Below are 24,170 nucleotides of genomic sequence, written 5' to 3'. Positions count from 1 at the left end.
GCCTTCCCTTCGTATGTTTCACGTGAAACATACGAAGGGAAGGCAATGGAGAGACGGAGTCCTGAAACCCTGCGCCGATTACTTCCCGATGCAGAATCGCCCAAAAAGCGCATCAAGCATGTCCTCGGTGGTCGCCCGTCCGATCAGAGAATCGAACGCGACCCGCACTGTCCGCAGTTCCTCCGCGACGATGAGAAGATCGGACTGTACGCCAGCTCTACGGATGCCGTTCAGGGCCTGCGAAAGCATTTCCCCCTGTCGTCGATTCAGCGCGAGCTCGCCCGGTCGAGGAAGACAGGAGCGCCCATGCGCAACGAGATCCCGGCGCAAGTCATCAAGCCCCTCCCCCGTTATGGCAGAGATGTGGTGCCTGGCCTGGGCCTTCGGTTCATGCCCCTCCCGATCGATCTGGGCGTCGATCTCCCAAGCCAGCTCAGGGCCTTCCCCTTCCGGTCCCAACCATAGGACGAGATCTGCCCGCTCCAGTTCGCCACGCGCACGATCCACACCAATGGCCTCGATCGCATCGTCTGTACCGTCCCGCAGACCGGCCGTATCAATGAAGGCAAAGGGAACGCCATCCAGCGCAACGGCGCGGATCAGGACGTCACGCGTCGTCCCCGCGAGCGGCGCCGTGATCGCGGCCTCATCCTCCACGAGCGCATTGAAGAGTGTGCTCTTGCCCGCGTTGGGAGGTCCGGCCAGAACGATGCGCAGGCCTTCCCGCAGTGCTTCGGCTCGTGGCCGAGACAGCCAGTTCGCAAGCTCCTCAGAGAGACTTGCCAGGTCGGCGTGGAACGATGCGGGTAGCACGGCCACATCGTCTTCGTCGCTGAAATCGAGTACCGCCTCCACACCGGCTGAAGCGCCCAGGACCCGATCACGCCACGCGTAGACTTGCTGCGACAAGGCCCCGCCCGCCATCGCAATGGCGGCCCGGCGCTGGAGCTCGGTCTCGGAAGAAAGCAGATCAGCAAGGCCCTCGGCCTCTGCCAGATCGATCCGGCCATTGGCAAAGGCACGTCGTGTGAACTCGCCGGGTTCGGCCGGACGTATGGACAGGCCAGGCGCGCCTTCTGCCGACTGGGCCAAACCCGCAAGTGCGGCCTCTACAGCCCGGACGACAGCCCGGCCTCCATGCAAATGCAATTCGGCAAGATCTTCACCTGTCGCCGTCGAGGGTCCTGGGAACCACAGGACCAAGGCCTGATCGAGCACTGTTTCACGTGAAACGCGCAAGGTACGAAGGCTGGCCCTGCGAGGTTCCGGAAGCTTCCCTGCGAGTGCGCTCACGGCCGTCCCGGCCTCCTTGCCACTGATGCGGATGACAGCAAGAGCGGCCGGAGGTGCACCGCTCGAAAGGGCAAAAATGGTCTCGGACATGGGCTCGTATTCACTCAAGCGGAAGGCGAACAGCGTCGCCGGACAGGAACCTGAGCGGCGCCCTTACTCCGATTTGGGCTTCTCGCCCATCCCCTGCGCGGCCCCGCTCATGGCCATGGACATGCCGCTTTCGAGGAATTGCTGGAAGAGTTTGAGGCCCATCTGGCCCATCGGCGCCATTTGCTTCGTCAGCTCCTGAAGCTGATCGAAACTGCCAGCCCCTTTCATCGCATTGGTCAAGGCCTCGACGTAAACTTCGTTTGCACGGGTCACATCCGGGAGACCAAGAAAGCGCCGCGCCTCCTCAGGTGAACATTCGACCTCGACATTGACCTTCATGAGGCTCTCCTGATCTCGTTTTTTGTCGAATGAAGGCTGACACATACGCATGGCAAAGTCCATTGCTCGTACCTACCTGCAAGGAGGACGCCGGTGCGCGGCGCCCGTAGCCTAGCGCCACAGAGCGCCGCACGAAGAGGAGACTTGCCCATGGCCACCAACACCGTGATCCCCACTCTGGATAAAGCCGCGGGCATCCCGGCCTACGTCGCGCGCCCCGAGGGTACGCCGCGCGGCGCCATCATCGTCCAGCAGGAAATCTTCGGCGTGAACCCGGGGATCGTCCAGAAGGCGGACCAATGGGCGGCCAAGGGCTATCTGGCCGTGGCACCGGACAGCTTCTGGCGTCAGGAGCCGGGCGTTGAACTCGACGCCGACAAGGAGCCTGAATTCAAGAAGGCGCTCGACCTCATGGGAGGGCACGATTTCGACTCCGGCATCCGCGACATCGAAGCCGTAATTCACTGGATCCGCAACGAGGCGGGAGTGCCCAAGGTCGCGCTCATCGGCTTCTGCATGGGGGGCAAGATTGCCTATCAGGCCGCCGCTCGCACCGACATCGACGCCTCGGTCGGCTACTATGGCGTGGGGATCGACGAGATGCTGAACGAGAAGCACGCCATATCGAATGCCCTCCTCCTCCACATCCCGACCGCCGATGGTTTCAATCCGCCCGAAGTCCAGAAGGACATGCACGATGGTCTCGACGACCACCCAAAGGTGACTCTCTACGACTACGAAGGGCTCGACCATGGATTTGCCGCCGAGATGGGTTCGCGCCGTGACGAAGCGGGTGCCCAGCTTGCCGATAGCCGTACCGAGGCTTTCATCATGGAGCACATCGGGTGAAGGCTCTGACGGGTCCGCGCTACCTCGTCCCCCTGGCCGTCCTGGCCTCGACCTTAGCCTGCACGGCCCTCCCCTCGCTGCGCTGGTTGCTTGTTGTACTCCTTCCAATCCTAGGCGTCACGCTCCTAGACTTCTTCCAGAACCGGCACGCGCTACGCCGCAATTACCCCCTCGTGGCACGTATGCGGTGGCTTTTCGAGGACCTGCGTCCGTTCCTGCGCGCCTACATCGTGGAGGGCGAGCGTGAGGGGCGTCCTTTCACCATCGACCAGCGCGCGCTCGTCTATGCGCGTGCAAAGGGCGCCGTATCGACGCATCCCATGGGTACCGAACTCGACGTCTACTCGGACGAATACGAATGGCTTGGCCATTCGATCACGCCCAATGAGGATGCGCCCGAAAGCTGGCACGTGCGTGTCGGCGGCGATGAATGCGCCAAGCCTTATTCGAGCGCGCTTCTCAACATTTCGGCAATGAGCTTCGGCTCGCTGTCGGCCAACGCTATCGAAGCCCTTAACAAGGGCGCGGCCATCGGGGGCTTCGCCCATGACACGGGCGAAGGCTCGATCAGCCGCTATCACCGCAAACACGGCGGCGATCTGATCTGGGAATTGGGCAGCGGCTACTTCGGCTGCCGCAACAAGGACGGATCGTTCAATCCTGAACTGTTTGCCCAGCAGGCGAATGACGAGCAGGTAAAGATGGTCGAAATCAAGCTGAGCCAGGGCGCCAAGCCCGGGCATGGCGGTGTCCTGCCCGGTGCCAAGGTCACTCCCGAGATTGCCGAGGCACGCCATGTGGACGTCGGGGAGGACTGCATTTCGCCGGCCGCGCATCCCGCCTTCTCGACGCCTATCCAGCTCCTGGAATTCGTCGCGCAGCTGCGCAGCCTGTCTGGGGGGAAGCCCACCGGATTCAAGCTCTGCGTAGGCCAACCCCACGAAGTGATGGCTCTGGTCAAGGCCATGCTCGAGACCGGAATCGTGCCTGACTTCATCGTTGTTGACGGCGCCGAAGGCGGGACGGGAGCGGCCCCGCAGGAGTTGACCGACAATGTTGGAATGCCCCTGCGCGAGGGCCTCATGCTGATGCGCAATGCCCTTGTCGGCACCAACCTTAAGGATCGCGTCCGTCTGGCCGCGTCTGGCAAGATTCACTCGGGTGCGGGCATGGCCCGAGCCTTTGCCCTGGGCGCCGATTGGTGCAACGCCGCCCGCCCCTTCATGTTCGCGCTGGGCTGCGTGCAATCGATGAAGTGCCATACAGGCGAATGCCCCACAGGCGTTGCGACGCAGGTCAACTGGCGCCAGCGCGGCCTCGTCGTTGACGACAAGGCCGAGCGCGTCGCCCGTTTCCAGAAGGAGACTCTGCGTTCGCTACGCGAGATCGTCGTTGCCATGGGGTACCGCAGTCCTTGGCAGCTCAACGAGCATGACATGTACCAGCGCATTGACAGCGCCAAAGCCGGGCCACTCGACGAGGTCTACAATTTCGTCGCCCCCGGCCAGCTTCTCGACGATCCCGGCAGCACACACTACGCTCACGCCTGGAAGGTTTCGGCCCCACACACGTTCCGCCGAGTCTCCAGCCTTGCGGCCTCCATTCACCCCTGATTACAGGAATTTCCATGACTACCGGATACCGCATGATCGTCACCGAGCACGGCGGCCCCGAAAAGGTTTCACGTGAAACATTCGAGGTTCCCTCCCCCGGTCCAGGCGAGCTGCTGATCGAAACCGAGGCTGTCGGCCTCAATTTCATCGACACCTACTTTCGCAAGGGCCTCTATCCCGATGCGCTGCCAATCGTGCTCGGATCGGAAAGCGTAGGCACGATTATCGCCTTGGGGGACGGTATCGAAGGCTTTGACCTGGGCGAACGCGTGGGCCTGACAAGCAATGGGGGCGCCTACGCCACGCACCGCATCGTGCCCGCCGACAAGGCCATCCGCGTGCCCTCCTCGGTCGATCCGAAGGTCGCTGCCGCCGTCCTCCTCAAGGGTCTGACCGCCTGCTACCTGGCTGAGGACACCTTCCCAGCCAAGGCGGGCGACACCGCCCTTGTCCATGCCGCGGCGGGCGGTGTGGGATCGCTGCTCGTGCCCTGGCTGACCGACAAAGGCGTCACCGTCATCGCGCACTGCGGCAGCGCTGAGAAAGCCGCGCAGGTCCTCGTACCCGATGCCCATTCCCTGCATGGCGATTTCGCCACGCTCGCAAAGCAAGTCCACCAGATCACAGACGGCAAGATGTGCGACGTGGTCTACGACGGCGTGGGTGCGGCAAGCTGGGAGGCATCCCTCGCCTGCCTGCGCAGCCGCGGTCTCATGGTGAGCTTCGGCAACGCCTCAGGTGCCGTTCCGCCCGTCGCCATGCTCGACCTGATGAACGGCGGAGGCGGGTCCCTCTACGCCACGCGCCCTACTCTCGCCCACTACCTCGCAACGCCCGAAGCGCGCGATGCAAGCGCAGCAAAGCTGTTCGGCCGTATCGCCAGCGGTGTTCTCGACGTGAAGATCGGCCAGACGTTCGCGCTTGAAGATGCGGCCGATGCGCACCGGGCGCTCGAGAGCCGGGCAACGACCGGTTCGACAGTGCTTATTCCTTGAGAAGACGAAGTAGACGGGATTCCGAGGGCCATCGTCCTCGGGCTTCCCATACTGTCTGGCGCACCTCTGTCAGCCGCCGCAGCGTGCGGAAGGTGTGCTAGACAGTTTAGGGGCAAGGGGCGACGGCTCTTCGAATCCTTCTTCTTTGCCGCAAACAAAGAGGCCCGGAAGGTTCAAGCCTTCCGGGCCTCTTTGTTAGACCAGCGAGACGATCCCCAACTGCGGATCGATCCAGCCCTCGTAGATCATCTTGCAGGCCACGTAGAGAATGACCGCAAGCCCGATGTAGGCAATCCAGCGATAACGCTCGATGTAGCGGGCGATGAAGTTCGCCGCGACGCCCATCAGCACAACCGAGAGCAGCAGGCCAACGATCAGGATTCCCGGATGCTCGCGCGCGGCGCCCGCCACGGCGAGTACGTTGTCAAGGCTCATCGACACATCGGCCACCGCAACGGCCCAGGCGGCTCCTGCAAAGCTCTTGGCTGACTTCAGCCCCGAGTGCTGGTCCCCCTCGATCTCCGGCGAACCGGTCGACTGGCCGACATCCTCGCGCAGTTCACGCCAGAACTTCCAGGCCACCCAGAGAAGCAGCAGACCGCCAGCGAAGATCAGCCCAACCACACCGAGTAGCCAGGTCACCGCGAGCGCGAAGACGATACGCAGGACAAGGGCCGCGCCGATACCGATCAGGATGACCTTCTTGCGATCCGCAGCCGGAAGCCCAGCGGCCAGCGCGCCAACTACGATCGCGTTGTCACCGGCCAGCAGGAGATCGATCATCAGCACCTGACCGAAAGCCGCGAGGGCCGCTGGCTCGGTGATGTTGGCGAAGTCCTCCACGATATGCTGCCAGATCTCGGCCGGCCCGCCAATCGAGCCGGACGCGACCAGGACATCCATAATAGTCACGTAAGAAAGCCCCCGTTACCCGTTTTACTGGTTCATCGTGGCGAAGAAATCCTCGTTGGTCTTGGAATCCTTCATCTTGTCGAGCAGGAATTCCATCGCATCGACCGTGCCCATCTGCATCAGGATACGGCGCAGCAGCCACATCTTGGAGAGCTGGTCCTTGGGAACCAGCAGCTCTTCCTTGCGGGTGCCGGACTTGCCCACGTCGAGCGCCGGGAAGATGCGCTTGTCGGCGACCTTGCGATCCAGCACGATTTCCGAGTTACCGGTGCCCTTGAATTCTTCAAAGATGACCTCGTCCATGCGGCTGCCGGTGTCGATGAGCGCGGTCGCGATGATCGAGAGCGAGCCGCCCTCCTCGATGTTGCGCGCAGCACCGAAGAAGCGCTTGGGACGCTGCAGGGCGTTGGCATCGACACCGCCGGTGAGCACCTTGCCGGAGCTCGGAACCACGGTGTTGTAGGCGCGGCCCAGACGCGTGATCGAGTCCAGAAGGATGACCACGTCGCGCTTGTGCTCTACCAAGCGCTTGGCCTTTTCGATAACCATTTCAGCGACTTGCACGTGCCGCTGGGCCGGCTCGTCGAAGGTCGAGGAGATCACTTCGCCATTCACCGAGCGCTGCATGTCGGTGACTTCCTCGGGACGTTCGTCGACTAGGAGGACGAGCAGAAACACCTCGGGGTGGTTGTCGGTGATGGCCTTGGCCATGTTCTGGAGCAGCACGGTCTTACCCGTGCGCGGCGGCGCGACGATGAGCGCGCGCTGGCCCTTGCCCTGCGGGCTGATGAGATCGATCACGCGCGCCGACTTGTCCTTGACCGTGGGGTCGAGAGTATCAAGTTGCAGGCGCTGTTCGGGATAGAGCGGGGTCAGGTTGTCGAAGTTGACGCGGTGGCGCACGACGTCGGGATCATCGAAGTTGACCTTGGTCAGCTTGGTGATCGCGAAGTAGCGTTCCCCGTCACGTGGCGCGCGGATTTCGCCTTCGACGGTGTCGCCCGTGCGCAGGCCCCACTTGCGGACCTGGTTGGGCGAGACATAGATGTCATCGGGACCGGCGAGGTAGTTTGCCTCGGGGCTGCGCAGGAAGCCGAAGCCATCGGTCAGCACCTCGATGGTGCCAAGGCCCATTATCTCTTCGCCGTCCTCGGCGACTTCCTTGAGAATCCCGAACATGAGATCCTGGCGGCGCATCGTGGACGCGCCTTCCACGCCCATTTCCTCGGCCATGGCGACCAGTTCGGCCGGTGTCTTCTTCTTGAGTTCTTTCAGGTGCATCTTGGTGGTTTCCGAATGGAAAGAGAAAAAGTGTCGGCCGGGCGGATCATTGGGCTTGGGGAAAGCGGATCCGGGCAGGCGAGCTTAAGGCGCCGCCCTGTGCCGGGACAGGGCTGCAAATAGGCTTTTGCAGGCCTGCGGTCAATAAGTCATGGATTCTGGAGGCTCCGGTGTGGGCCCAGTCCCTATCCCCTTGCGGTGAATCGAAAACAGGCACCAAAAAAGGCCCGGAGCTTTCGCGCCGGGCCTTTTTTGGTGTGTGGGCAGTCTCAGAAGGGTTTGACGACTACCAGGATCACTACGACGACCGCTACAAGGCTGGGGACCTCGTTCAGCATGCGCAGCGCTTTGCCGCTCATCCCGCGCTGCCCCTTCGCCAGCTTCTTGCCGTAGCTCACCAGCCAGCCATGATAGGCCGAGAGCGCCACCACGAAGAGCAGCTTGGCGTGCAGCCAGGGCGCGGACCAGTAGTGCATGGCGGTGGCTAGCGCGATCCCGAAGATCCACACGGCGATGAGCGAAGGGGTCAGGATGATCTTGCGCAGCTTGGCTTCGCGATCGATCCAGCGCGCCTCTTCGGGCGAGCCGGCTTCGGCCTCCTGATGGTAGACGAAATAGCGCGGCAGCATGAACAGTCCGGCCATCCAGAAGATCACGAAGATGATGTGGCCGGCCTTCAGCCAGAGGTAGGTGGTCTGCAAGATCTGCTCCATGAGCCTTAGTCGTCCCTCTTGAAAGCGTATGCCCTGTTGGCCGCTATCTAGGGGTTTGACGCGCGCCTGAAAAGGTCAGGTGCGGCGCCAGGCCCGGACGGTGGAAAAAAGGCGCTCGACGTGCGCGATCGGAGTGTGCTGACCAATTCCATGTCCGAGATTGAAGACATGAGGACGGTCTGCGAAAGCATCCAGAACGCGGTTGGCCTCCGATTCCAGGTCGTCTCCGCCCGCCAGCACGAGGAGGGGATCGAAATTGCCCTGCACCGGCATTCCGGCAGGCAGTTCGCGTGCGGCCCAGACCGGGTCGATCGTTTCGTCCAAACCGACCGCGTCAACGCCGCTTTCGCGGGCGTAAGCGGGCAGCTTCTCACCCGCGCCCTTGGGAAAACCGATAATGGGAGTCTCGGGATGGCGGGCGCGCAGTTCCTCCACCATCCGGGCGTTCGGGGCGATGACCCAGCGTTCGAACTGCGAAGGCGAAAGCGTCCCTGACCAGGAGTCAAAAAGCTGGATCGCTTCGGCTCCGGCCTCGATCTGACCTGAGAGATAGTCGACGGTGACCTCGGTTATACCCTCCACGATAGCCTGAAAGCCCTCGGGATCGCGATAGGCCAGCGCGCGTGTCTCTGCCTGGTCCCGACTGCCCTCTCCCGCCACCATATACGTAGCCACGGTCCAGGGAGACCCGGCGAAGCCGAGCATCGTCTTGGAAGGCTCCAGCTGGGCTCGGACCTTACGTACCGTCTCGTAGATCGGGGTCAGGCGCTCAGGGACGGCCGTAAGGCTCGTGAGGGCACTATCCACAAGGCGTGGAGAAAGCCTGGGACCCTCGCCTGCAACGAAGGTGAGATCCTGTCCCATTGCAAACGGCACGATGAGAATGTCGGAAAAGAGGATCGCGCCATCGAAGCCGAAACGGCGGATCGGCTGCATCGTGATCTCGGCCGCGGCATCGGTGTCATAGACAAGCGATAGGAAGCCTCCTTTTTCGGCCCGCAGTTCGCGGTATTCCGGGAGATAGCGGCCAGCCTGGCGCATCAGCCATATCGGGCGTTCCTCGGTGTTCGAGCCGCGCAAAGTGTCGAGAAGGAGACCAGGCATCGCGTTCTTTTCCGTTCCGAACAAAAAAATTTAGAATTTTTATAAAAGGTTGATGGAGTCTGTTGGCCCTGTGGATATCGGGGATTGGCGCGCAATGCCTGAATTGTCCCCGGATGAACAGGGAGAATGAGTCCGAACGACTCTTGCTGACTCATGAGTCAAAGATTCATTATCCGCCCTATCCACAGGGTGTGGAAGATTCCCGGAGCCTGTCCAGAAGTGGAGGAGCGAATCCGGGGCACTGGGGAGGATAAGTGCCCTCTCAGTTGTCACCGGAGCTATCCCGTGGTTTATGGGCCCTCTATCCACAGGGCTGTCCCATGGGGCCTCGGCTCCCGAGCGGCCCCGAAAAGGACCTTGCCTGGCCGTCATGGCGCGTTTTCACCTTCATCTTCTTTCCGATTCCACGGGCGAGACGCTCGAGATGATCGCCAAGGCGGCGCTCGCGCAGTTCGACGATACCGAGGTCCTTCGCCACTTCTGGCCGATGGTCCGTTCACAGCAACACCTTGACCGGATCATGGGGGAGATTTCCACAAACCCCGGGCTCGTCTTCTATACCCTCGTCAACGAGAACACGCGCAGCCGTCTGGAAGAGACCTGCCAGAAGCTGGGCCTGCCCGCGATTGCCGTTCTCGATGGGGTGACCGACGCGCTTGAGGCCCTGCTCGGGCAGGAAGCCAAGGGCCGTCCCGGCCGCCAGCACCGTCTGGACGACGCCTACTTCGCGCGGGTGGACGCGATTCAGTTTACCATCGCGCACGATGACGGCATCGCCTGGGAGGACTGGGAGGAAGCCGACATCGTTCTCGCGGGCGTCTCGCGCACGAGCAAGACGCCGACCTCGATCTACCTTGCCAACCGAGGCTTCAAGGTGGCCAACATTCCGATTGTTCCGGAGAGCCCCCCTCCCCCTTCGCTCTACGGCCTGAAACGTCCGCTGGTGGTGGGCTTGACGACCGCGCCCGAACGCCTGATCCAGGTGCGCCGCAACCGTCTTCTCTCGCTCAGCCAGTCGCCCGACACCGATTACGTCCAGACCGAGAAGGTCGAAAGCGAAGTGAAATATGCCCGGCGTATGTTCGCGGACAATTCCTGGCCGGTGATCGATGTTACCCGCCGTTCGATCGAGGAGACGGCGGCCGCAGTCATCAACCTGCACAATGAACGCAAGGCCGCCGGTCGTACCGGCCAGGTCGGCCCGAAACCGATCTGATTTGCTCGTTGCCATTCCTGACTCACTCTTTGCGAAAACACCCATGATCCTGCTTGCATCCAAGAGCGCCTCGCGGCGCGCCATGCTTGAGGCGGCCGACATCGCCTTCACTGCCCAGCCCGCCGACATCGACGAGCGGGCGCTTGAAGCCGCGCTCGGTGAGGCCCCTGCCCCGGAGATCGCGCTGGCGCTGGCGCGCGAGAAGGCGCTCGCCGTTTCGCAGGCGAACCCGGGCGAACTCGTGCTGGGGAGTGACTCACTCGTGGTGTGCGGCGACATGCGCTTCGACAAGCCGGCCGACCGTGAGGCGGCGGCTGCCCATCTGCGCTTTTTCTCGGGCAAGGTGATGCACCTTCACAGCGCGGCCGCGCTCGCCCGCGGGGGCGAGGTGCTCTGGTCCGAAGCCGCTGAGGCGCGTCTTCATGTCACTCCCCTCTCCGATGCCTTTATCGAGGCATACCTGTCGGCCGAGTGGCCCGAGGTTGCGGGGTGTGTCGGCGTCTTTCGAATAGAGGGGCGCGGCGTGCAGATCTTCGAGGAGATCGCGGGCGACTATTTCACGATCCTGGGCATGCCGCTGCTCAAGGTGCAGGCGGCGCTGCGCAGCATGGGAGTCCTGGGGCAATGAGCACGAGCATGAGCACAACGAACCAGGCGGACGCGCTGCCCTACGCCGAAGTGATCGGCGATCCGATTGCCCAGTCCAAGTCTCCTGTGATTCACGGCTTCTGGATCGAGAAGCTGGGGCTTTCGGCGCGCTATGACCATTGCCATGTCCGCCTTGAGGATCTGGAGGATTATCTTGCGCGTCGGCGGGCCGATCCGCTTTGGCGCGGCTGCAACGTCACCATGCCGCACAAGCTGGCCGTCCTACCGCTGCTCGACCGCCTGGAACCGATTGCCGAGGCGATTGGCGCCGTGAATACCATCGTGCGCGAGGACGACGGCACGCTGACGGGCACCAACACCGATGCGCCGGGCTTCCTTGAGCCGCTGCGCGCGACACTGGACAAGACGCACCTCTTCCGCATGGCGCGCGTGCTGGGTACCGGAGGCGCGGCCCGCGCCATCGTGGCCGCACTGGCGCGCGAGCACTTCACCATCGTGCTGGCTGGACGCAATCCGACAAAAGCGCGCGCGATGCTCGACGAGCTCGACCCCGAGGGTGAGCACCACGCCATCGCGCTCGACCATTTCGCCGATCCTACCGACTTTGCGTTCGACGACCGGCAGGGCTGTTTTGATCTCATCGTCAACGCCAGTCCGCTGGGCATGACCGGACAGCCCCCGCTCACCTTCGATTTCAGCCATGCACCGCCCGCCTCGGTGGTCTACGATATCGTCACCAGCCCGCTTGAGACCAACTTCCTGAAGGCGGCGCAGGAAGCTGGCTTTGCGACCGTCGACGGGCTCTCGATGCTAATCGGCCAGGCGGATGTCGCCTTCGAGCGCTTCTTCGGCGCCAAGCCCCCGCGCGGGGATGACGAGGAATTGCGCGCGCGGATTCTGGCCTGAAACCTTGGCGCCGCCAGAAGGAGAGGACATCGCCATGGCACGACCCCGCTTCCTGGGCCTGACTGGCTCGATCGGCATGGGCAAATCGACCGTGGCGGGCATGTTCCGAGACGAAGGCGTGCCAGTCTTCGATGCGGACGCCGAGGTCCATGCCCTGCAGGGGCCGGGCGGGGAATTGCTGGACGCCATCGAGTCCGCTTTTCCGCGCACGACCGGGCCAGATGGCGTTGACCGCGCAGCGCTGGGCGCGGCGGTGTTCGGCGATACCGAGGCGCTCGCGCGACTCGAGGCCATTGTCCATCCCGCTGTTGCGACTCGGCGCGAGGCTTTCGTCGCGGCCAATCTAGGGTGCCCATTCGTGGTCTTCGATATACCGCTCCTTTACGAAAAGGGCGGATACCGGGATGTGGATGCGGTTGCGGTCGTGTCCGCTCCGGCTGATGTCCAGCGCGAACGCGTGCTGGCCCGGCCAGGGATGAGCGAAGAAAAGTTCGAGAGGATTCTGAAACTTCAGGTGCCTGACGCGGAGAAATGCGCGCGCGCCGAACATGTGATCGATACCGGAACCAGCCTGGAGGAAACGCGTGCGCAGGTGCATGCCCTCGTCACGGCGCTCGGCAGTGCGGAATAATCGCCGGTCAGACCTTGCGCCCGGGCCCTGTGAGGCAGATATGAGATAAGATGCGCGAGATTATCTTCGATACCGAGACCACCGGCTTTGACCCCAGGAACGGGGACCGCATGGTCGAAATCGGCTGCGTCGAGATGATCAACCGGGTCGAGACGGGCAATTCCTACCACGCCTATTTCAATCCCCAGCGCTCGATGCCCGCCGAGGCCGAAGCGGTCCACGGCCTGTCCGAAGCCTTCCTTGCCGACAAGCCGCTTTTTGCCGAGTGCGCGCAGGAGTTCCTCGACTTCGTTCAGGATAGTCCGATGGTCGCCCACAACGCGACCTTCGACTTCAACTTCATCAACGCCGAGCTGGCGATGGCCGGACACCCCGCGATTGACCTTGATCGCATGGTCGACACCATCGTGCTGGCCAAGGCCAAGCACCCGGGCGCGAAACTTTCGCTCGATGCGCTGTGCTCGCGGTATGGAATTGATCGAAGTCATCGCACCAAACACGGCGCTCTCCTAGACGCCGAATTGTTGGCGCAGGTCTATGTGGAGCTGCGGGGCGGCCGCCAGATAGGTCTCGAACTGGTCGCACAAACAACTGAGATCGTGTCGGAAACCAAGGTCCTCACGCGAAAGGATCGTCCCTTCCGACAGCCGCGTCCCCACGCGGCCACCGATGAGGAACTTTCTGCCCATGCAGAGTTTCTGAAGTCGGTCGATACCCCGCTTTGGGGTGCCTGATAACGATAGAAAAGAGGAGTATTCGCCCATGGATATCCGTGTCTCCGGTCATCAAGTCGAAACCGGCGAGGCCCTGCAGATCCACGCCAACGAACGGCTGACGGCGATCATCGAGAAGTACTTCAACAGGGCCATATCGTCACAGGTAACCTTCGGGCGCGCTCCGGCCGGGGCCTTCCGCTGCGATATCGTGATGCACGCGATGCAGAATCTCGTGCTCAAGGGCACCGGAATCGCCCACGACGCGCATGTCGCGCTCGACCAGGCGGCCGAGAAGATCGACAAGCAGCTGCGCCGCTACAAGCGCCGCCTCACGGACCGCTCCGAGCAGGCCGCGCACGCGATGGCCATGGCCGACGGTTCGATTGTCGAGGAAGCGGCCTATACCATCTTCGAGGAATCCGCGACCGAGCAGGACGAGGATATCGATACCGATGCTCCCGTCGTGATTGCCGAGACCCGGGTCGATATTCCCGAGGCCACGGTGTCGGATGCGGTGATGATGCTGGACTTGCGCAACACCACGGCGCTCTTCTTCAAAAACGCTGGCACGGGCCGTCATAATATGGTTTACCGCCGCGGCGACGGCTCGATCGGGTGGGTTGAGCCGGCCTGACGCACAGCGCGAGCCCGCAATTTCCTCTTCGCGGAAATTCGGCAGCCCCCGAGCATTCGGGGGCTGATCGTGCATAAATGGGACGGAAGAGTGGTCACACGACCTCGATCTTATCTGCAATGACCAGTCTTTTCACTTTGCTTCCGGCTGCGGTCACGTCGATCGACGTGGAGGGCAAGGACGCCATTCTCAAGCATCTTGCGGGGCTCTTTGCCGAGGTCTATGAGCTCGACGGAGCGCATGTCCTGGGCGCTCTGCTGGAACGCGAGCAGCTGGGCAGCACCGGGTTCGGGCGCCGCATCGCGATTCCGCACGCCCGCGTCGAGGGCCTCAAGCGCCCTGTTTCGGCCTTCATCCGGCTCGAATCCCCGGCTGAGTTCCAATCGGCCGATGGTCTCCCGGTCGATCTCGTCTTCGGTCTTCTCTCGCCCCAGGGCGCAGGCGCCACGCACCTTCACGCCCTGGCAGCGATCTCGCGCATGATGCGCGATGAACGCATGCACGCCACGCTGGTCGAGGCGACCGGTCCCGAGGCCATCTACGCTCTTCTCAATAACGTCCTCGACCGCGATGCCGCCTGAGCGTGGCCCCGATGCCGGGGCTAGCGGCAATCCCCCGGGAGCCAATCTTCACTGGCGCGGGCTGGAAAGCCTCTATTCCTCAGCAGCCATCAATCAGATGTTCGCCTCGCGTCTCGAGATCCCGGGCGAGGGCCGCGCACGCATCCATTTCGATGTCAGCCCCGAGGTCTTCCACGCAGGGGGCGCGGCGCATGGCACGATCTATTTCAAGATGCTCGACGATGCCGCCTTCTACGCGGCCAACACGCTTGTCTCGGACCGCTTCCTGCTGACGACTGCCTTCAACCTGCACCTGACCAGGCCGGTCACGGGCGGCCGCCTGGTGGCCGAGGGCACCTATATCAGTGGCCGGCGCCGAGTGTTCGTGGCGGAATCGCGCTTGATCGACGAGGCGGGCGATGAGATTGGCCGGGGCAGCGGCACCTTCATGCGCTCGCGCATCGCGCTTTCGGGCCTGCCCGGCTACCACACCGCCTGCGAGGACTGAGTCGCATGGAGGCGCGTCTCCCAGCCCACATGGAAGTTTCCGCCCTGATCCGCAGAGTCGAGTCGGAAGGGGGCTTCGGCATGGTGTTGAGCAAAGGCGAGCGTGACGCCGGAACGCTCATGGTCGTGCTTGTCGAAAGAGGCCGTAATTCAAGGGCTTATGAGCGCATGCCTCAGCTTGACGGAACCCGAAAATGGACTATGTCGCGTGAGCAAAATACTGAAAAACATTGGGAATTTGCCGAATTTTTGGAGCGCCGCGGACAGCAGGACCCGGATCTCTGGATCGTGGAACTGGACATCGCCGATGGGGTGCGTTTCATCGAAGCCAGGTAGCTTTTCGGGTTGACTTGCAAGCCTTGCAAGCTAAAGGGCGCCCCGCAAAGGCGAACGCGGTCTGGTGGCATTTCGGCACACCCGGCTAGCACGCAGACGGGGAATCGTCGGCAGGTCCGAACGAAGATGTAACGGCACATAGTGCCCCTTCGTTCCAACCTGTGTCGGACCGTTCACCGCATTAGATTTTGTCTTAATGGGTACGAAGCTTGAGTGGGCGAGCGCGGTGGCGCTAGCCGCATCAGTTGTCACTGCTGTCGTAAGCACCCAGGGTTCGGGTGCAGCCGCGTCCGATCATGAGCCGGTCCCGGCACTCGATCAGAACCCCGTGGTGGAGGCTGAGGGCGCCTCTGCCCTTCTCTCTTCCGATTCCAGCAACGTCGCATTCGTTGCCGAGCCGGTGGTCCAGGCGCTCCCCGAGAGCGGCGACTCCGACGTTTCGGGTGATGACACCGCCGAGACTCTGGCCCAGCTCGTGGCCATGCAGGATGCGCCCGCCAAGCTCAGTCGCAACATGCGCTGCCTTGCCGGTGCGATCTATTTCGAGTCGCGCGGAGAAACGCTGGAAGGTCAGCTGGCTGTTGGCCGCGTGGTCATCAACCGCGCTAACTCCGACCGTTTCCCCGACAGCTACTGCTCGGTCGTGTTGCAGCGTTCGCAGTTCTCGTTTGTGCGCCGGGGCCGCCTGCCCCGTATCCCCGAGCGTTCGGCCGCCTGGAAGCGTGCCGTTGCGGTTGCGCGCATTGCCGCGGCCGATGGCTGGGACAATCCGGCCAAGGGCGCGCTGTTCTTCCACGCCGCCCGTATCTCGCCCCGCTGGCGCCATGCGCGCCTTGCGCGCGTCGATAACCACATCTTCTACCGCTAAGCCTTCTAGTGGGCTGAGAGAGGCCGGGGAGCGCTCATAGGCGCTCCCCGGCCTTCGTGTGTCCGGCGCAGACGCTTTTAAATGTCGCGCAGCTCCACCCAGACAGGAGCATGGTCGCTGGCCTTCTCGCGGCCGCGGTGCGCCTTGTCGACGCCGCAGGCAACCAGCCGGTCGGCCAGTTCGGGCGAAAGCAACGCGTGGTCGATGCGAAAGCCGTGGTCGCGCGGCCAGGCGCCCGCCTGATAGTCCCAGTAGGTCCACACGCCGCCTTGCGGGTTGTGCGTTGCGATGGCGTCGGTCCAGCCATCGCCGAGCAGGCGGAAGTAGGCATCGCGCGATTCCGGCTGCATCAGCGCGTCGCTTGCCATTGCGGGCGGTGACCAGATGTCGCGGTCGAAGGGGATGACGTTGAAGTCGCCGGTGACGATGGCGGGCACTTCCTCGGCGCGGATCTGCGCCATGCGTTCGCGAAGACGCTTCATCCAGCGCAACTTGTAGTCGAACTTGGGGCCAGGAACGGGGTTGCCGTTGGGCAGGTAGATGCCAGCCACGCGGATGCCAAAGACCTCCGCTTCGATGTAGCGTGAGTGGTCGTCCTCGGGCTCGCCCTCCAGACCGCGCTGGACCTCGACCGGCATTTCTCCGTCGGCCAGAATGGCAACGCCATTGAAGCTCTTCTGGCCATGCCAGATGCCCTTGTAGCCCAGCTTCTCGAACTCGGCGATCGGGAAGCCCTCGTCCTGCGACTTGATCTCCTGCAGGCAGGCGACAGCGGGCCGCGTCTCGGCAAGCCATTCGAGCAGGCGGGGCAGGCGTGCCTTGACGCCGTTGATGTTGAAGCTGGCGATTTTCATGGCCCGCCTTCTCGGCAGGAGGAGGGGCACACGTCAAGGCCCGCGCCGTGCCTTTTGGCCTGCGAGATGCGCTTGTCCGCCGCTATGCGCATGCGCACGGCGCGCACGCTCTTTTGAACCGGAGCCTGGGGATCAGATGCTGAAGCTGGAGCCGCAGCCGCAACCTGCGGCCGCCATCGGGTTCTCGACCCGGAACGCGGCGCCGCCGAGCGACTCGACGTAGTCGACCACGCAGCCGTTCACGAGGTCGAGGCTGACCGGATCGACTACCAGACGCACCCCGTCGGTTTCGACCACGCAGTCGTCGCTGTCGGGAACCTCGGCCAGGTCGAACCTGTACTGAAAGCCCGAACAGCCCCCACCCTCGACCGAAAGCCGCAGGATCGCGGGCTTGTCCTGCTTCTGCGCGATCGTGGCGACACGGGCGGCTGCGGACGGGCTGAGAGCGATTGCGGTGTTTTCCATGCGCCCAATGTAGGCCCGTGCGGGCTCGCCGACAAGTTCGCCGCGCGAGGTTGCAGAAAAGGTCCGGGAATCTTGTGCAATTCCCGGATCGTGTCGTGGCCACTGCCCCCAGGAGCCACACATGGAGTGGCTCAGGCCATCTGGATGTAGTCGCGCAGGGCCGCAGCCTCGCCCTCGACCTTGTCGATGCGGTACTTCACGATGTCGCCGATCGAGACGAAGCCGATCATGCAGCCCCCTTCGACCACCGGCAGATGGCGGATGCGGCGCTTGGTCATCATCGCCAGCGCGGTCATCGCCGAGGTGGTCGGGGCCACCGTGACGGCGGGCGCAGTCATCACCTCGCGCACGGGCTTGTCGAGGAGCTCTGCGCCGAATTCGCGCAGGCGGTAGAGCACGTCGCGTTCGGAAAAGATGCCAGCGATGGCATTGCCGTCCATCACCGGCATTGCGCCGATGCGGCGCTCGGCAAGAAGTCCGGCAGCCTCGCGAACCGTGGCCGAGGCGGGGCAGGTTACAATGTCGTGGCGGCCTTCGATTATCCTTTCAATCGTCATCCTGCTCTCCCTGTTCGTGAGCGACGGCGCCGGACTCGTTGGACCGGACCGAAAGAGAATACCACAGGCTTGGGCCGCCGACTACTTGCGGAGCTTTCCCAAGGGGCGCCTTAGCATTGCCGCTAAGTCAAGTATAAGGGGCAAAAAGGAAATATTGATTCAAGGGGTTATTACCTCGTGCCCCCCACAATTGGCGAGCTCACTTTTCTCAGCCAACTTGGCGTGCGCAAGGTGGGTCAGACAGTTTGGGGAGCCCGAGGGCGATGGCCCTCGGATTGATCCTTCTGACCTGCTCCCACTTGCAGAGGGCTCACCAAAGGCGCAGAGGTGGCTCATGGTCCCCCCTTCACCCCTCGACGATCCCGAGAAGGCCGCGCACGCCTGGGCGCGGTACCTGCGCATCATGCGCTGGATGATGCTGGTCACGGTCGGTTTTGTCGCTGCGGCGATCTATCTGCTCTACCGTTCCAACGGAGCGGTCTCGATCCACTTCTACATTGCTGCGGCGCTCGGCGTGGGATTCACGATGCTGCTGGCCTCGGCGCTGATGGGGCTGGCGTTCCTGTCGAGCGGAACCGGCCACGACGAATCGATCACAGATCCCCTGGAGGATGAGCGCAACGCGCCTTGAGGGCGAGCTTCAGGACTCTTCGGGAGGACGCAGCCGGTAGCGCTCGACCGGGCGGCCGGCGACGAGGTGCTCCTGAATGATTTCTTCCAGGACGTTCTCGGTGCACGAATGGTACCAGACCCCCTCGGGCCAGACGACCGCGACCGGCCCCGCCGTGCAGATGCGCAGGCAATCCGCCTTGGAGCGGGCAATGCCCCCCTGCCCTTCAAGCCCAAGCTGCTTCAGGCGCTTCTTGAGGTATTTCCAGGCGGCGGCGCCCTTTTCGGGCGAGCAGCACTTGGCCTTGTGGGGCTCTGCGCACAGGAATATGTGGCGCGAAATATCCTCGCCCCCCGCCTTGGCGAGCGCGGCGCGCGCAATGCGGAGTTCGGCCTCGTTCGCGCTCACGGGCGCAGCGTCCATTCATTGAGAAGTTCGGGAATGGCGACTGTTTGCCCCGAAGCGTCGACCGCTACCGTCACGCAGCGTGAGAAGACCACGGGTATCTCGTTCTGGATGACGACGTGAATCATGGTCATGGAGGTTCGCCCGACGCGCTCTACCGCGCAGGCGATGGTCACCGGGTCAGGATAGTGCGTCTGGTTCAGGTATTCGAGACTGAGGCTGACCACCATCGTGCTGAGCCCGGTGAGGTGCTTGCGGTAGCCCGAGGCCTCGTAGAAACGCACGCGCGCGTCCTCGACGTAGGCCGCCATGGTAACGTTGTTGATGTGCCGGTTGAGATCAAGGTCGGCAAAGCGCGGGACGATGTCGTGGTGAAAGGGGTATCGGCTGGCGTCGAGCAGCCCGGGATCAGGTTTGGCCATGGGCGATCAGGTAGGAAGTGGCAGGGCTGAGGTCCAGCCCCTGAAGGCGCTCTCTCCCTTCGCTACTGGCCCGATCAGACCTTCTTGCCGACGATGCGCGCGATTTCGTCGGCAACGAGGCGCTCGACCATCGGGGGCAGGTTACGGTCGAGCCACTCGGCGAGCGCGGGGCGCAGCAGTTCGCGCGTGAGGTCCTCGAGCGAGGTTTCGCCCGAGCGCACGATGCGCGGTTTCATGCCGGGTTCGGACATCATCGCCAGTGCGGCGAGGGAATCCTGCATCGACTTGCGGCTCTGCGGCTGGAGCAGCGACGTGTCGTCCCGGGTGGGCGCAGGCTGCGGCGCATCGTCGGCGAGCGCTTCGGCCTCGTCGAGCTCGAGCACCGATTCCTCGTAGCTGTGGGCGGGTTCCGGTGCTGCCTGCGCGCTGCACGCTTGCGCATTGGTGCCGATCCCTGAGAGAGTCTCGCGCGCGATCACCTTCTTGATCGACTGGAGAATCTCCTCGACCGAAGGTTCGCCGTTGTGGCCCATCTCGTAAAAACCCTTAAAAAGCAGGCCCTCGAGTCGGGCGCGCGGTAGATCTATCTTTCCAGAATGTCGCCGTCCTGGACCGGCGTGTCAACGGTACGCGTCGAACGGGCCACAGGTGCGGGGTCGCTTTCCCAGTCGAAGATCTTGTCGTGAACACGCTTGTAATTGACCTGGGGGTCGTAGAGAATGCCGCCTTCGAGGTTGAGGTCGCGAGCTTCGGCGCGGCCCATCGCGGCAAGCAGGGTGAAGCCGGCGACGTAGGAATTGCGCTGCGCAGTGACGAGATCGGTTTGCGCGTTGAGGTATTCCTGCTCGGCATCGAGGATGTCGAGGATGGTACGGTTGCCTACCGAGTTCTCGGCGCGCACGCCCTCGAGGCTGAGTTCGCTGGCATCGACCGCGACCTGCGAGGATTCGATGAGGTCGAGCGCGGCCCTGTAGGCGGTGAAGGCTGAACGGACCTGCGCGATCACATCGCGTTCGGCGGCGATTTCCTGTTCGAGTGCGGCCGAGGCCTGGGCCTGGGCCTGACGGCGCTGGGCGGCGGGAAGGCCGCCCTGGAAGAGAGGGATAGAGACCTGTGCACCGATTTGCGCCTGGCGGTCGGTCTGCGGCACGGCGCTGCTGCCCACGCCGCCGAGCGTATCGAGATAGTTGCTGTAGCTGCCCCGCCCGAACAGCGCGAGGGTGGGCAGGCGCCCGGCCCCGGCTACGTCGATATCCTTTTCCGCAGCCCGGCTCGATTCACGCGCGGAGATCAGCGCGGGGTTGTTGTCGAGAGCAACCATGACCGCCTCGCGCGCGTCGTCGGGCAGGCCCGGCAGAGGCGGCGGCGGGGCCAGAGATTCCGGTGCCTTACCAACCAGCTGGATGTAGGTTTCACGCGCGGCGGCGAGCGTCGCCTCGGCGCTCAGCACGTTGCTCTGCGCCAGCGCCAGGCGCGACTGCGACTGCGCGACGTCGGTGCGGGTGACATCGCCGATCTCGAAACGGTCGCGTGTGGCCTGCAGGTTGACCTCCAGCACCGCGACGTTCTTGCGGTTGAGCCCGACAAGCGCTTCGCCCCGGATCACGTCCATGTAGGCCGCGACCACGTTGGCAAAGAGCTGGCTCTCGCTGGCGCGCAGGTCTGCCTGGCCCGCGCCGACGCGGATCTTAGCCGCCTTGACGCGGTTCTTGACTGAACCGCCCGAGTAGATCGGGATCGAGACGTCGCCTTGTCCCGTAAGCAGGCGTTCGGGCGCGGTGAACGAGGTGCGGCTGGTCACCACGAACTCGGTGTACGTGCCCGAGACGCTGGCGCTGGGAAGGCCCGCGGCACGGGCGATTGCCACGTTCTCGTCCACGCCGCGCTGACCGGAACGGGCCGCTTCCAGCGTCGGGTTGGTCTGGTAGGCCTGGACGAGAGCTTCGCGCAAGGTATCAGCCCGCGCCGGAAGCACCCCGGCGAGGCTGATCAGTGCAGCGCCTGTCATCATCCCGGCACGCCGCGCGAGCCGGGACACGGTCAGAAGCTCCAGCGCTTGGGCGCTGCGAATTCGGGAACGGCGGGAATGCCCTGCTCGTGCACGGGCAGGAGTGCCAGGTGGCCGGCTGTCTTGACGCCTACGGCGAGACGCGAGACGCCGCGCAGAATTTCCCCGGTGACCACGCGGCCCTCGTCCTCCAGACGGGCGACGAGCGCTTCGGGCAGTTCCTCGGCGGCGCCGTCGACCAGGATCAGGTCGTAGCCGCCCTGGCCGGCCTCGAGAGCCTGTGCCGGGGTAATCGTGTCGAACTCGGCGACGAGCGTGCGCAGCAGCGCGGCGTAATAGCTGTTGGCATCGCCCACCAGCAGGATCTTCTTTGCCTGGGTCGGGTCAGCTTCGGTCAGCGCGGCGCCGTAGAACAGCGGGGCGGCGAGGAAACGGCCTTCGCCCAGCGGCACGGCGCGGTCGATGTAGGCGGCTTCCTTCCAGTCTGCAGGCACGAAGTCCTCACGCGCGACGCTGGCCATCGCGGTCAGCACCCAGGGCTCGTTGACGCCGCTGGTGCGCAGCTGGCTGGAGATCATCGCGCGTCGGGCCTCGTTCGGCGCGGTGGCGGACCGGTCCTCGGTCAGGGTCATCTGTTCACTATCCCTCAAGCAAGCGCGGCTGTCGGGCCTGATGGTCCCAGGCAGAAGGTGCGCGCGGATAAGTCGGCTTTTGCAATGCGCCTTCTAGGCCAAGGAGGCCTTCGGGCTCAAGTGCTTTGAATGGCACTGGTCGATCCATCTTGACGCTTTGACGATGGGGGGCACGCGGCCTATGGGAACTCGCAAAAGCAGAACAGGTCCCAAGTCCGGGACCGCGCAACAGGAGCGTTTGATCCCATGGCCGAAATGGTGACTATCCGCGAAGACGACCTGATTGAAAGTGTCGCCGACGCCCTGCAGTACATCAGCTACTACCACCCGATGGACTACATCCGCGCGCTGGGCGAGGCCTACGAGGCCGAACAGGGCCCCGCGGCGAAGGACGCGATCGCGCAGATTCTCACCAATTCGCGCATGTGCGCCGAGGGCCACCGCCCCATCTGCCAGGACACCGGCATCGTCAACGTCTTCATCGAGTGGGGCCAGAACTGCCGCCTCGAGAGCGAGCGCTCCTTGCAGGAAGTGGTCGATGAGGGCGTGCGCCGCGCCTACGGCAACAAGGAGAACAAGCTGCGCGCCTCGGTGCTGGCCGATCCCGCCTTCACTCGCCGCAACACCAGGGACAACACGCCCTCGGTGCTTTCGGTCTCGATGGTTCCGGGCAACAAGATCACGGTTGATGTGGCCGCCAAGGGTGGCGGTTCGGAAGCCAAGTCCAAGTTCAAGATGATGAACCCCAGCGACAATATCGTCGACTGGGTACTGGAAATGCTGCCCCAGATGGGCGCTGGCTGGTGCCCGCCGGGCATGCTGGGCATCGGCATCGGCGGCACCGCCGAGCACTGCGTCAAGCTTGCCAAGCAGAGCCTGATGGACCCGATCGACATGGGCCAGCTCAAGGCGCGTGGTCCCCAGAACGACATCGAGGCGCTGCGCATCGAGATCTTCGACAAGGTCAACGCGATGGGCATCGGCGCGCAGGGGCTTGGCGGCCTTGCCACCATCCTCGACGTCAAGATCCTTGACTGGCCCTGCCACGCGGCAAACAAGCCGGTCGCGATGATCCCCAACTGCGCGGCGACCCGCCACGCGCACTTCACGCTTGACGGTTCGGGTCCGAGCTACCTCGAAAAGCCCAACCTTGCCGACTGGCCACAGGTGGAATGGAAGCCGAGCAAGGAAGCCATCCGTGTCGACCTCGACTCCCTCACCCCCGAAGATGTGAAGAGCTGGAAGCAGGGCGACCGCCTGCTGCTGAACGGCAAGATGCTGACCGGCCGCGACGCCGCGCACAAGCGCATCCAGGACATGCTCGCCAAGGGCGAGGAACTGCCCGTCGATTTCAAGGGCCGTGTGATCTACTACGTGGGCCCCGTCGATCCGGTGCGTGACGAAGTCGTCGGCCCGGCAGGTCCGACCACCGCGACGCGCATGGACAAGTTCATGGACACCATGCTCGAGCAGGGTCTCCTGGCGTGCGTCGGCAAGGCCGAGCGCGGTCCGGCCGCGACCGAGTCCATCGCCAAGCACGAATCCTCGTACCTCATGGCAGTCGGCGGCGCGGCCTACCTCGTCTCCCGCGCGATCAAGGAAGCCAAAGTCGTGGGCTTCGAGGACCTGGGCATGGAAGCGATCTATGAGTTCACCGTCGAGGACATGCCGGTGACCGTGGCCGTCGATTCCGAAGGCAAGAACGTCCACCAACTCGCCCCGCTGGTGTGGCAGGAAAAGATCGCCAAAGAGCACCTGCTCGCCGATTGAGCGAGAGCACCTTCGCGAACCTGAAGATGGGCGGGCGGCGCAAGCTGACCCGCCCGTTTTGGTGTGAGGGGCAGAAGATGAAAGTACTATATTCAAGGGGCCATCGCCGCTTGACCTCAAAATAGGCGGCCTCTCCTTTCTCAGCCATGGCAGCGCGGGGAAGGTCAGGTTGTCAGTTTGGTGACCCCATAGATTTCCCACTACTGCCGTGCGATTGGCGCACCCCTCGACAAAAAGCCATTGCGAACCGACCGGGGAACTGGCCTGATCCCCCT

Annotated in this window: 29 protein-coding genes; 15 read left to right on the top strand and 14 right to left on the bottom strand. The window is 63.6% G+C overall.

Translation table 11 applies throughout. The features are described 5' to 3' along the window. Nucleotides 1–78 precede the first annotated feature (78 nt). Together mnmE and FMM79_RS08020 are read right to left on the bottom strand one after the other, a co-directional pair. The gene (gene mnmE / locus FMM79_RS08025; RefSeq protein ID WP_148626989.1) at nucleotides 79–1,383 is read right to left on the bottom strand and encodes a tRNA uridine-5-carboxymethylaminomethyl(34) synthesis GTPase MnmE; all 1,305 of its coding nucleotides are present in this window, start codon (nucleotides 1,381–1,383) and stop codon (nucleotides 79–81) included. Nucleotides 1,384–1,446: 63 nt separating this feature from the next. Further along, nucleotides 1,447–1,722, bottom strand: coding sequence for a DUF6489 family protein (locus tag FMM79_RS08020; RefSeq protein WP_148626988.1), 276 nt, complete (start codon nucleotides 1,720–1,722; stop codon nucleotides 1,447–1,449). Between the two features lie 150 nt (nucleotides 1,723–1,872). Between FMM79_RS08020 and FMM79_RS08015 the strand changes: the two genes are divergently transcribed. From FMM79_RS08015 to FMM79_RS08005, 3 genes are all read left to right on the top strand, one after another. After that, entirely contained in the window at nucleotides 1,873–2,571 is a 699-nt protein-coding gene (locus FMM79_RS08015; RefSeq protein WP_148626987.1) for a dienelactone hydrolase family protein, read from the top strand. A gap of 182 nt (nucleotides 2,572–2,753) precedes the next feature. Continuing rightward, complete coding sequence (locus tag FMM79_RS08010) at nucleotides 2,754–4,184, top strand: FMN-binding glutamate synthase family protein (protein ID WP_371710887.1); 1,431 nt, start codon at nucleotides 2,754–2,756, stop codon at nucleotides 4,182–4,184. A gap of 14 nt (nucleotides 4,185–4,198) precedes the next feature. Further along, nucleotides 4,199–5,179: a quinone oxidoreductase gene (locus FMM79_RS08005; RefSeq protein WP_205466553.1), complete on the top strand. Its 981-nt coding sequence runs from the start codon at nucleotides 4,199–4,201 to the stop codon at nucleotides 5,177–5,179. A 195-nt stretch (nucleotides 5,180–5,374) separates the two neighbouring features. On the opposite strand, the gene FMM79_RS08000 is transcribed toward FMM79_RS08005, so the two are convergent. From FMM79_RS08000 to hemE, 4 genes are all read right to left on the bottom strand, one after another. Further along, nucleotides 5,375–6,082 carry a YjbE family putative metal transport protein gene (locus tag FMM79_RS08000; RefSeq protein WP_205466571.1) on the bottom strand — a complete coding sequence of 236 codons (708 nt, stop codon included), beginning with the start codon at nucleotides 6,080–6,082 and terminating at the stop codon, nucleotides 5,375–5,377. A gap of 33 nt (nucleotides 6,083–6,115) precedes the next feature. Beyond that, on the bottom strand, nucleotides 6,116–7,372 hold the full coding sequence (gene rho / locus FMM79_RS07995; protein ID WP_148626985.1) for a transcription termination factor Rho: 1,257 nt from the start codon (nucleotides 7,370–7,372) through the stop codon (nucleotides 6,116–6,118). Nucleotides 7,373–7,641: 269 nt separating this feature from the next. Next, a complete protein-coding gene (locus FMM79_RS07990; protein ID WP_148626984.1) occupies nucleotides 7,642–8,085 on the bottom strand; it encodes a CopD family protein in 444 nt (147 codons plus the stop codon). A gap of 75 nt (nucleotides 8,086–8,160) precedes the next feature. Continuing rightward, nucleotides 8,161–9,189 carry a uroporphyrinogen decarboxylase gene (gene hemE / locus FMM79_RS07985; RefSeq protein ID WP_148626983.1) on the bottom strand — a complete coding sequence of 343 codons (1,029 nt, stop codon included), beginning with the start codon at nucleotides 9,187–9,189 and terminating at the stop codon, nucleotides 8,161–8,163. A gap of 370 nt (nucleotides 9,190–9,559) precedes the next feature. On the opposite strand from hemE, the gene FMM79_RS07980 reads away from it, so the two are divergent. The 10 genes from FMM79_RS07980 to FMM79_RS07935 all read left to right on the top strand — a co-directional run bounded on the left by FMM79_RS07980 (nucleotide 9,560) and on the right by FMM79_RS07935 (nucleotide 16,172). After that, on the top strand, nucleotides 9,560–10,405 hold the full coding sequence (locus FMM79_RS07980; protein WP_148626982.1) for a pyruvate, water dikinase regulatory protein: 846 nt from the start codon (nucleotides 9,560–9,562) through the stop codon (nucleotides 10,403–10,405). A 43-nt stretch (nucleotides 10,406–10,448) separates the two neighbouring features. After that, entirely contained in the window at nucleotides 10,449–11,033 is a 585-nt protein-coding gene (locus tag FMM79_RS07975) for a nucleoside triphosphate pyrophosphatase (protein ID WP_148626981.1), read from the top strand. A gap of 8 nt (nucleotides 11,034–11,041) precedes the next feature. Continuing rightward, nucleotides 11,042–11,920: a shikimate dehydrogenase gene (gene aroE / locus FMM79_RS07970; RefSeq protein WP_148626980.1), complete on the top strand. Its 879-nt coding sequence runs from the start codon at nucleotides 11,042–11,044 to the stop codon at nucleotides 11,918–11,920. A 34-nt stretch (nucleotides 11,921–11,954) separates the two neighbouring features. Then, nucleotides 11,955–12,551 (top strand): dephospho-CoA kinase, encoded by a 597-nt coding sequence (gene coaE, locus FMM79_RS07965; protein WP_148626979.1) that lies wholly within the window; start codon nucleotides 11,955–11,957, stop codon nucleotides 12,549–12,551. Between the two features lie 50 nt (nucleotides 12,552–12,601). After that, the gene (dnaQ, locus tag FMM79_RS07960; protein ID WP_148626978.1) at nucleotides 12,602–13,285 is read left to right on the top strand and encodes a DNA polymerase III subunit epsilon; all 684 of its coding nucleotides are present in this window, start codon (nucleotides 12,602–12,604) and stop codon (nucleotides 13,283–13,285) included. A gap of 28 nt (nucleotides 13,286–13,313) precedes the next feature. Beyond that, nucleotides 13,314–13,901: a ribosome hibernation-promoting factor, HPF/YfiA family gene (hpf, locus tag FMM79_RS07955; RefSeq protein ID WP_148626977.1), complete on the top strand. Its 588-nt coding sequence runs from the start codon at nucleotides 13,314–13,316 to the stop codon at nucleotides 13,899–13,901. 119 nt (nucleotides 13,902–14,020) lie between these two features. After that, complete coding sequence (locus FMM79_RS07950) at nucleotides 14,021–14,482, top strand: PTS sugar transporter subunit IIA (protein WP_148626976.1); 462 nt, start codon at nucleotides 14,021–14,023, stop codon at nucleotides 14,480–14,482. Continuing rightward, nucleotides 14,472–14,969 carry a PaaI family thioesterase gene (locus tag FMM79_RS07945; RefSeq protein WP_148626975.1) on the top strand — a complete coding sequence of 166 codons (498 nt, stop codon included), beginning with the start codon at nucleotides 14,472–14,474 and terminating at the stop codon, nucleotides 14,967–14,969. The genes FMM79_RS07950 and FMM79_RS07945 overlap by 11 nt, the downstream gene beginning before the upstream one ends. Before the next feature lie 5 nt (nucleotides 14,970–14,974). Then, nucleotides 14,975–15,304 (top strand): DUF1491 family protein, encoded by a 330-nt coding sequence (locus FMM79_RS07940; protein WP_148626974.1) that lies wholly within the window; start codon nucleotides 14,975–14,977, stop codon nucleotides 15,302–15,304. 196 nt (nucleotides 15,305–15,500) lie between these two features. Further along, nucleotides 15,501–16,172, top strand: a complete 672-nt coding sequence (locus FMM79_RS07935) for a cell wall hydrolase (protein ID WP_148626973.1) — start codon at nucleotides 15,501–15,503, stop codon at nucleotides 16,170–16,172. Between the two features lie 77 nt (nucleotides 16,173–16,249). On the opposite strand, the gene xth is transcribed toward FMM79_RS07935, so the two are convergent. The 3 genes from xth to FMM79_RS07920 form a co-directional block, all read right to left on the bottom strand. Beyond that, on the bottom strand, nucleotides 16,250–17,026 hold the full coding sequence (gene xth / locus FMM79_RS07930; protein WP_148626972.1) for an exodeoxyribonuclease III: 777 nt from the start codon (nucleotides 17,024–17,026) through the stop codon (nucleotides 16,250–16,252). 132 nt (nucleotides 17,027–17,158) lie between these two features. After that, nucleotides 17,159–17,491, bottom strand: coding sequence for an iron-sulfur cluster insertion protein ErpA (gene erpA, locus FMM79_RS07925; protein ID WP_148626971.1), 333 nt, complete (start codon nucleotides 17,489–17,491; stop codon nucleotides 17,159–17,161). Nucleotides 17,492–17,622: 131 nt separating this feature from the next. After that, entirely contained in the window at nucleotides 17,623–18,048 is a 426-nt protein-coding gene (locus tag FMM79_RS07920; RefSeq protein ID WP_148626970.1) for a CBS domain-containing protein, read from the bottom strand. A gap of 334 nt (nucleotides 18,049–18,382) precedes the next feature. Between FMM79_RS07920 and FMM79_RS07915 the strand changes: the two genes are divergently transcribed. After that, on the top strand, nucleotides 18,383–18,679 hold the full coding sequence (locus FMM79_RS07915; RefSeq protein ID WP_148626969.1) for a hypothetical protein: 297 nt from the start codon (nucleotides 18,383–18,385) through the stop codon (nucleotides 18,677–18,679). Between the two features lie 9 nt (nucleotides 18,680–18,688). Here the strand turns inward: FMM79_RS07915 and FMM79_RS07910 are convergent, their stop codons facing one another. The 5 genes from FMM79_RS07910 to FMM79_RS07890 form a co-directional block, all read right to left on the bottom strand. Continuing rightward, entirely contained in the window at nucleotides 18,689–19,066 is a 378-nt protein-coding gene (locus tag FMM79_RS07910) for a ferredoxin (protein ID WP_148626968.1), read from the bottom strand. After that, entirely contained in the window at nucleotides 19,063–19,485 is a 423-nt protein-coding gene (locus FMM79_RS07905; RefSeq protein ID WP_148626967.1) for a thioesterase family protein, read from the bottom strand. The genes FMM79_RS07910 and FMM79_RS07905 overlap by 4 nt, the downstream gene beginning before the upstream one ends. A 74-nt stretch (nucleotides 19,486–19,559) precedes the next feature. After that, nucleotides 19,560–20,018 carry a DUF2497 domain-containing protein gene (locus tag FMM79_RS07900; RefSeq protein ID WP_148626966.1) on the bottom strand — a complete coding sequence of 153 codons (459 nt, stop codon included), beginning with the start codon at nucleotides 20,016–20,018 and terminating at the stop codon, nucleotides 19,560–19,562. 50 nt (nucleotides 20,019–20,068) lie between these two features. Then, entirely contained in the window at nucleotides 20,069–21,523 is a 1,455-nt protein-coding gene (locus tag FMM79_RS07895; protein WP_240339052.1) for a TolC family outer membrane protein, read from the bottom strand. A gap of 2 nt (nucleotides 21,524–21,525) precedes the next feature. After that, on the bottom strand, nucleotides 21,526–22,125 hold the full coding sequence (locus tag FMM79_RS07890) for a protein-L-isoaspartate O-methyltransferase (protein ID WP_148626965.1): 600 nt from the start codon (nucleotides 22,123–22,125) through the stop codon (nucleotides 21,526–21,528). Between the two features lie 246 nt (nucleotides 22,126–22,371). Between FMM79_RS07890 and FMM79_RS07885 the strand changes: the two genes are divergently transcribed. Continuing rightward, nucleotides 22,372–23,895: a fumarate hydratase gene (locus FMM79_RS07885; protein ID WP_148626964.1), complete on the top strand. Its 1,524-nt coding sequence runs from the start codon at nucleotides 22,372–22,374 to the stop codon at nucleotides 23,893–23,895. The last annotated feature ends 275 nt before the right edge of the window (nucleotides 23,896–24,170 follow it).

Origin of the sequence: Novosphingobium sp. BW1, assembly GCF_008107685.1 — a bacterium.
GTDB lineage: Bacteria > Pseudomonadota > Alphaproteobacteria > Sphingomonadales > Sphingomonadaceae > Novosphingobium.
The sequence above is the reverse complement of the archived record's forward strand: the minus strand, read 5'-3'. Positions and strand labels throughout refer to the sequence as shown.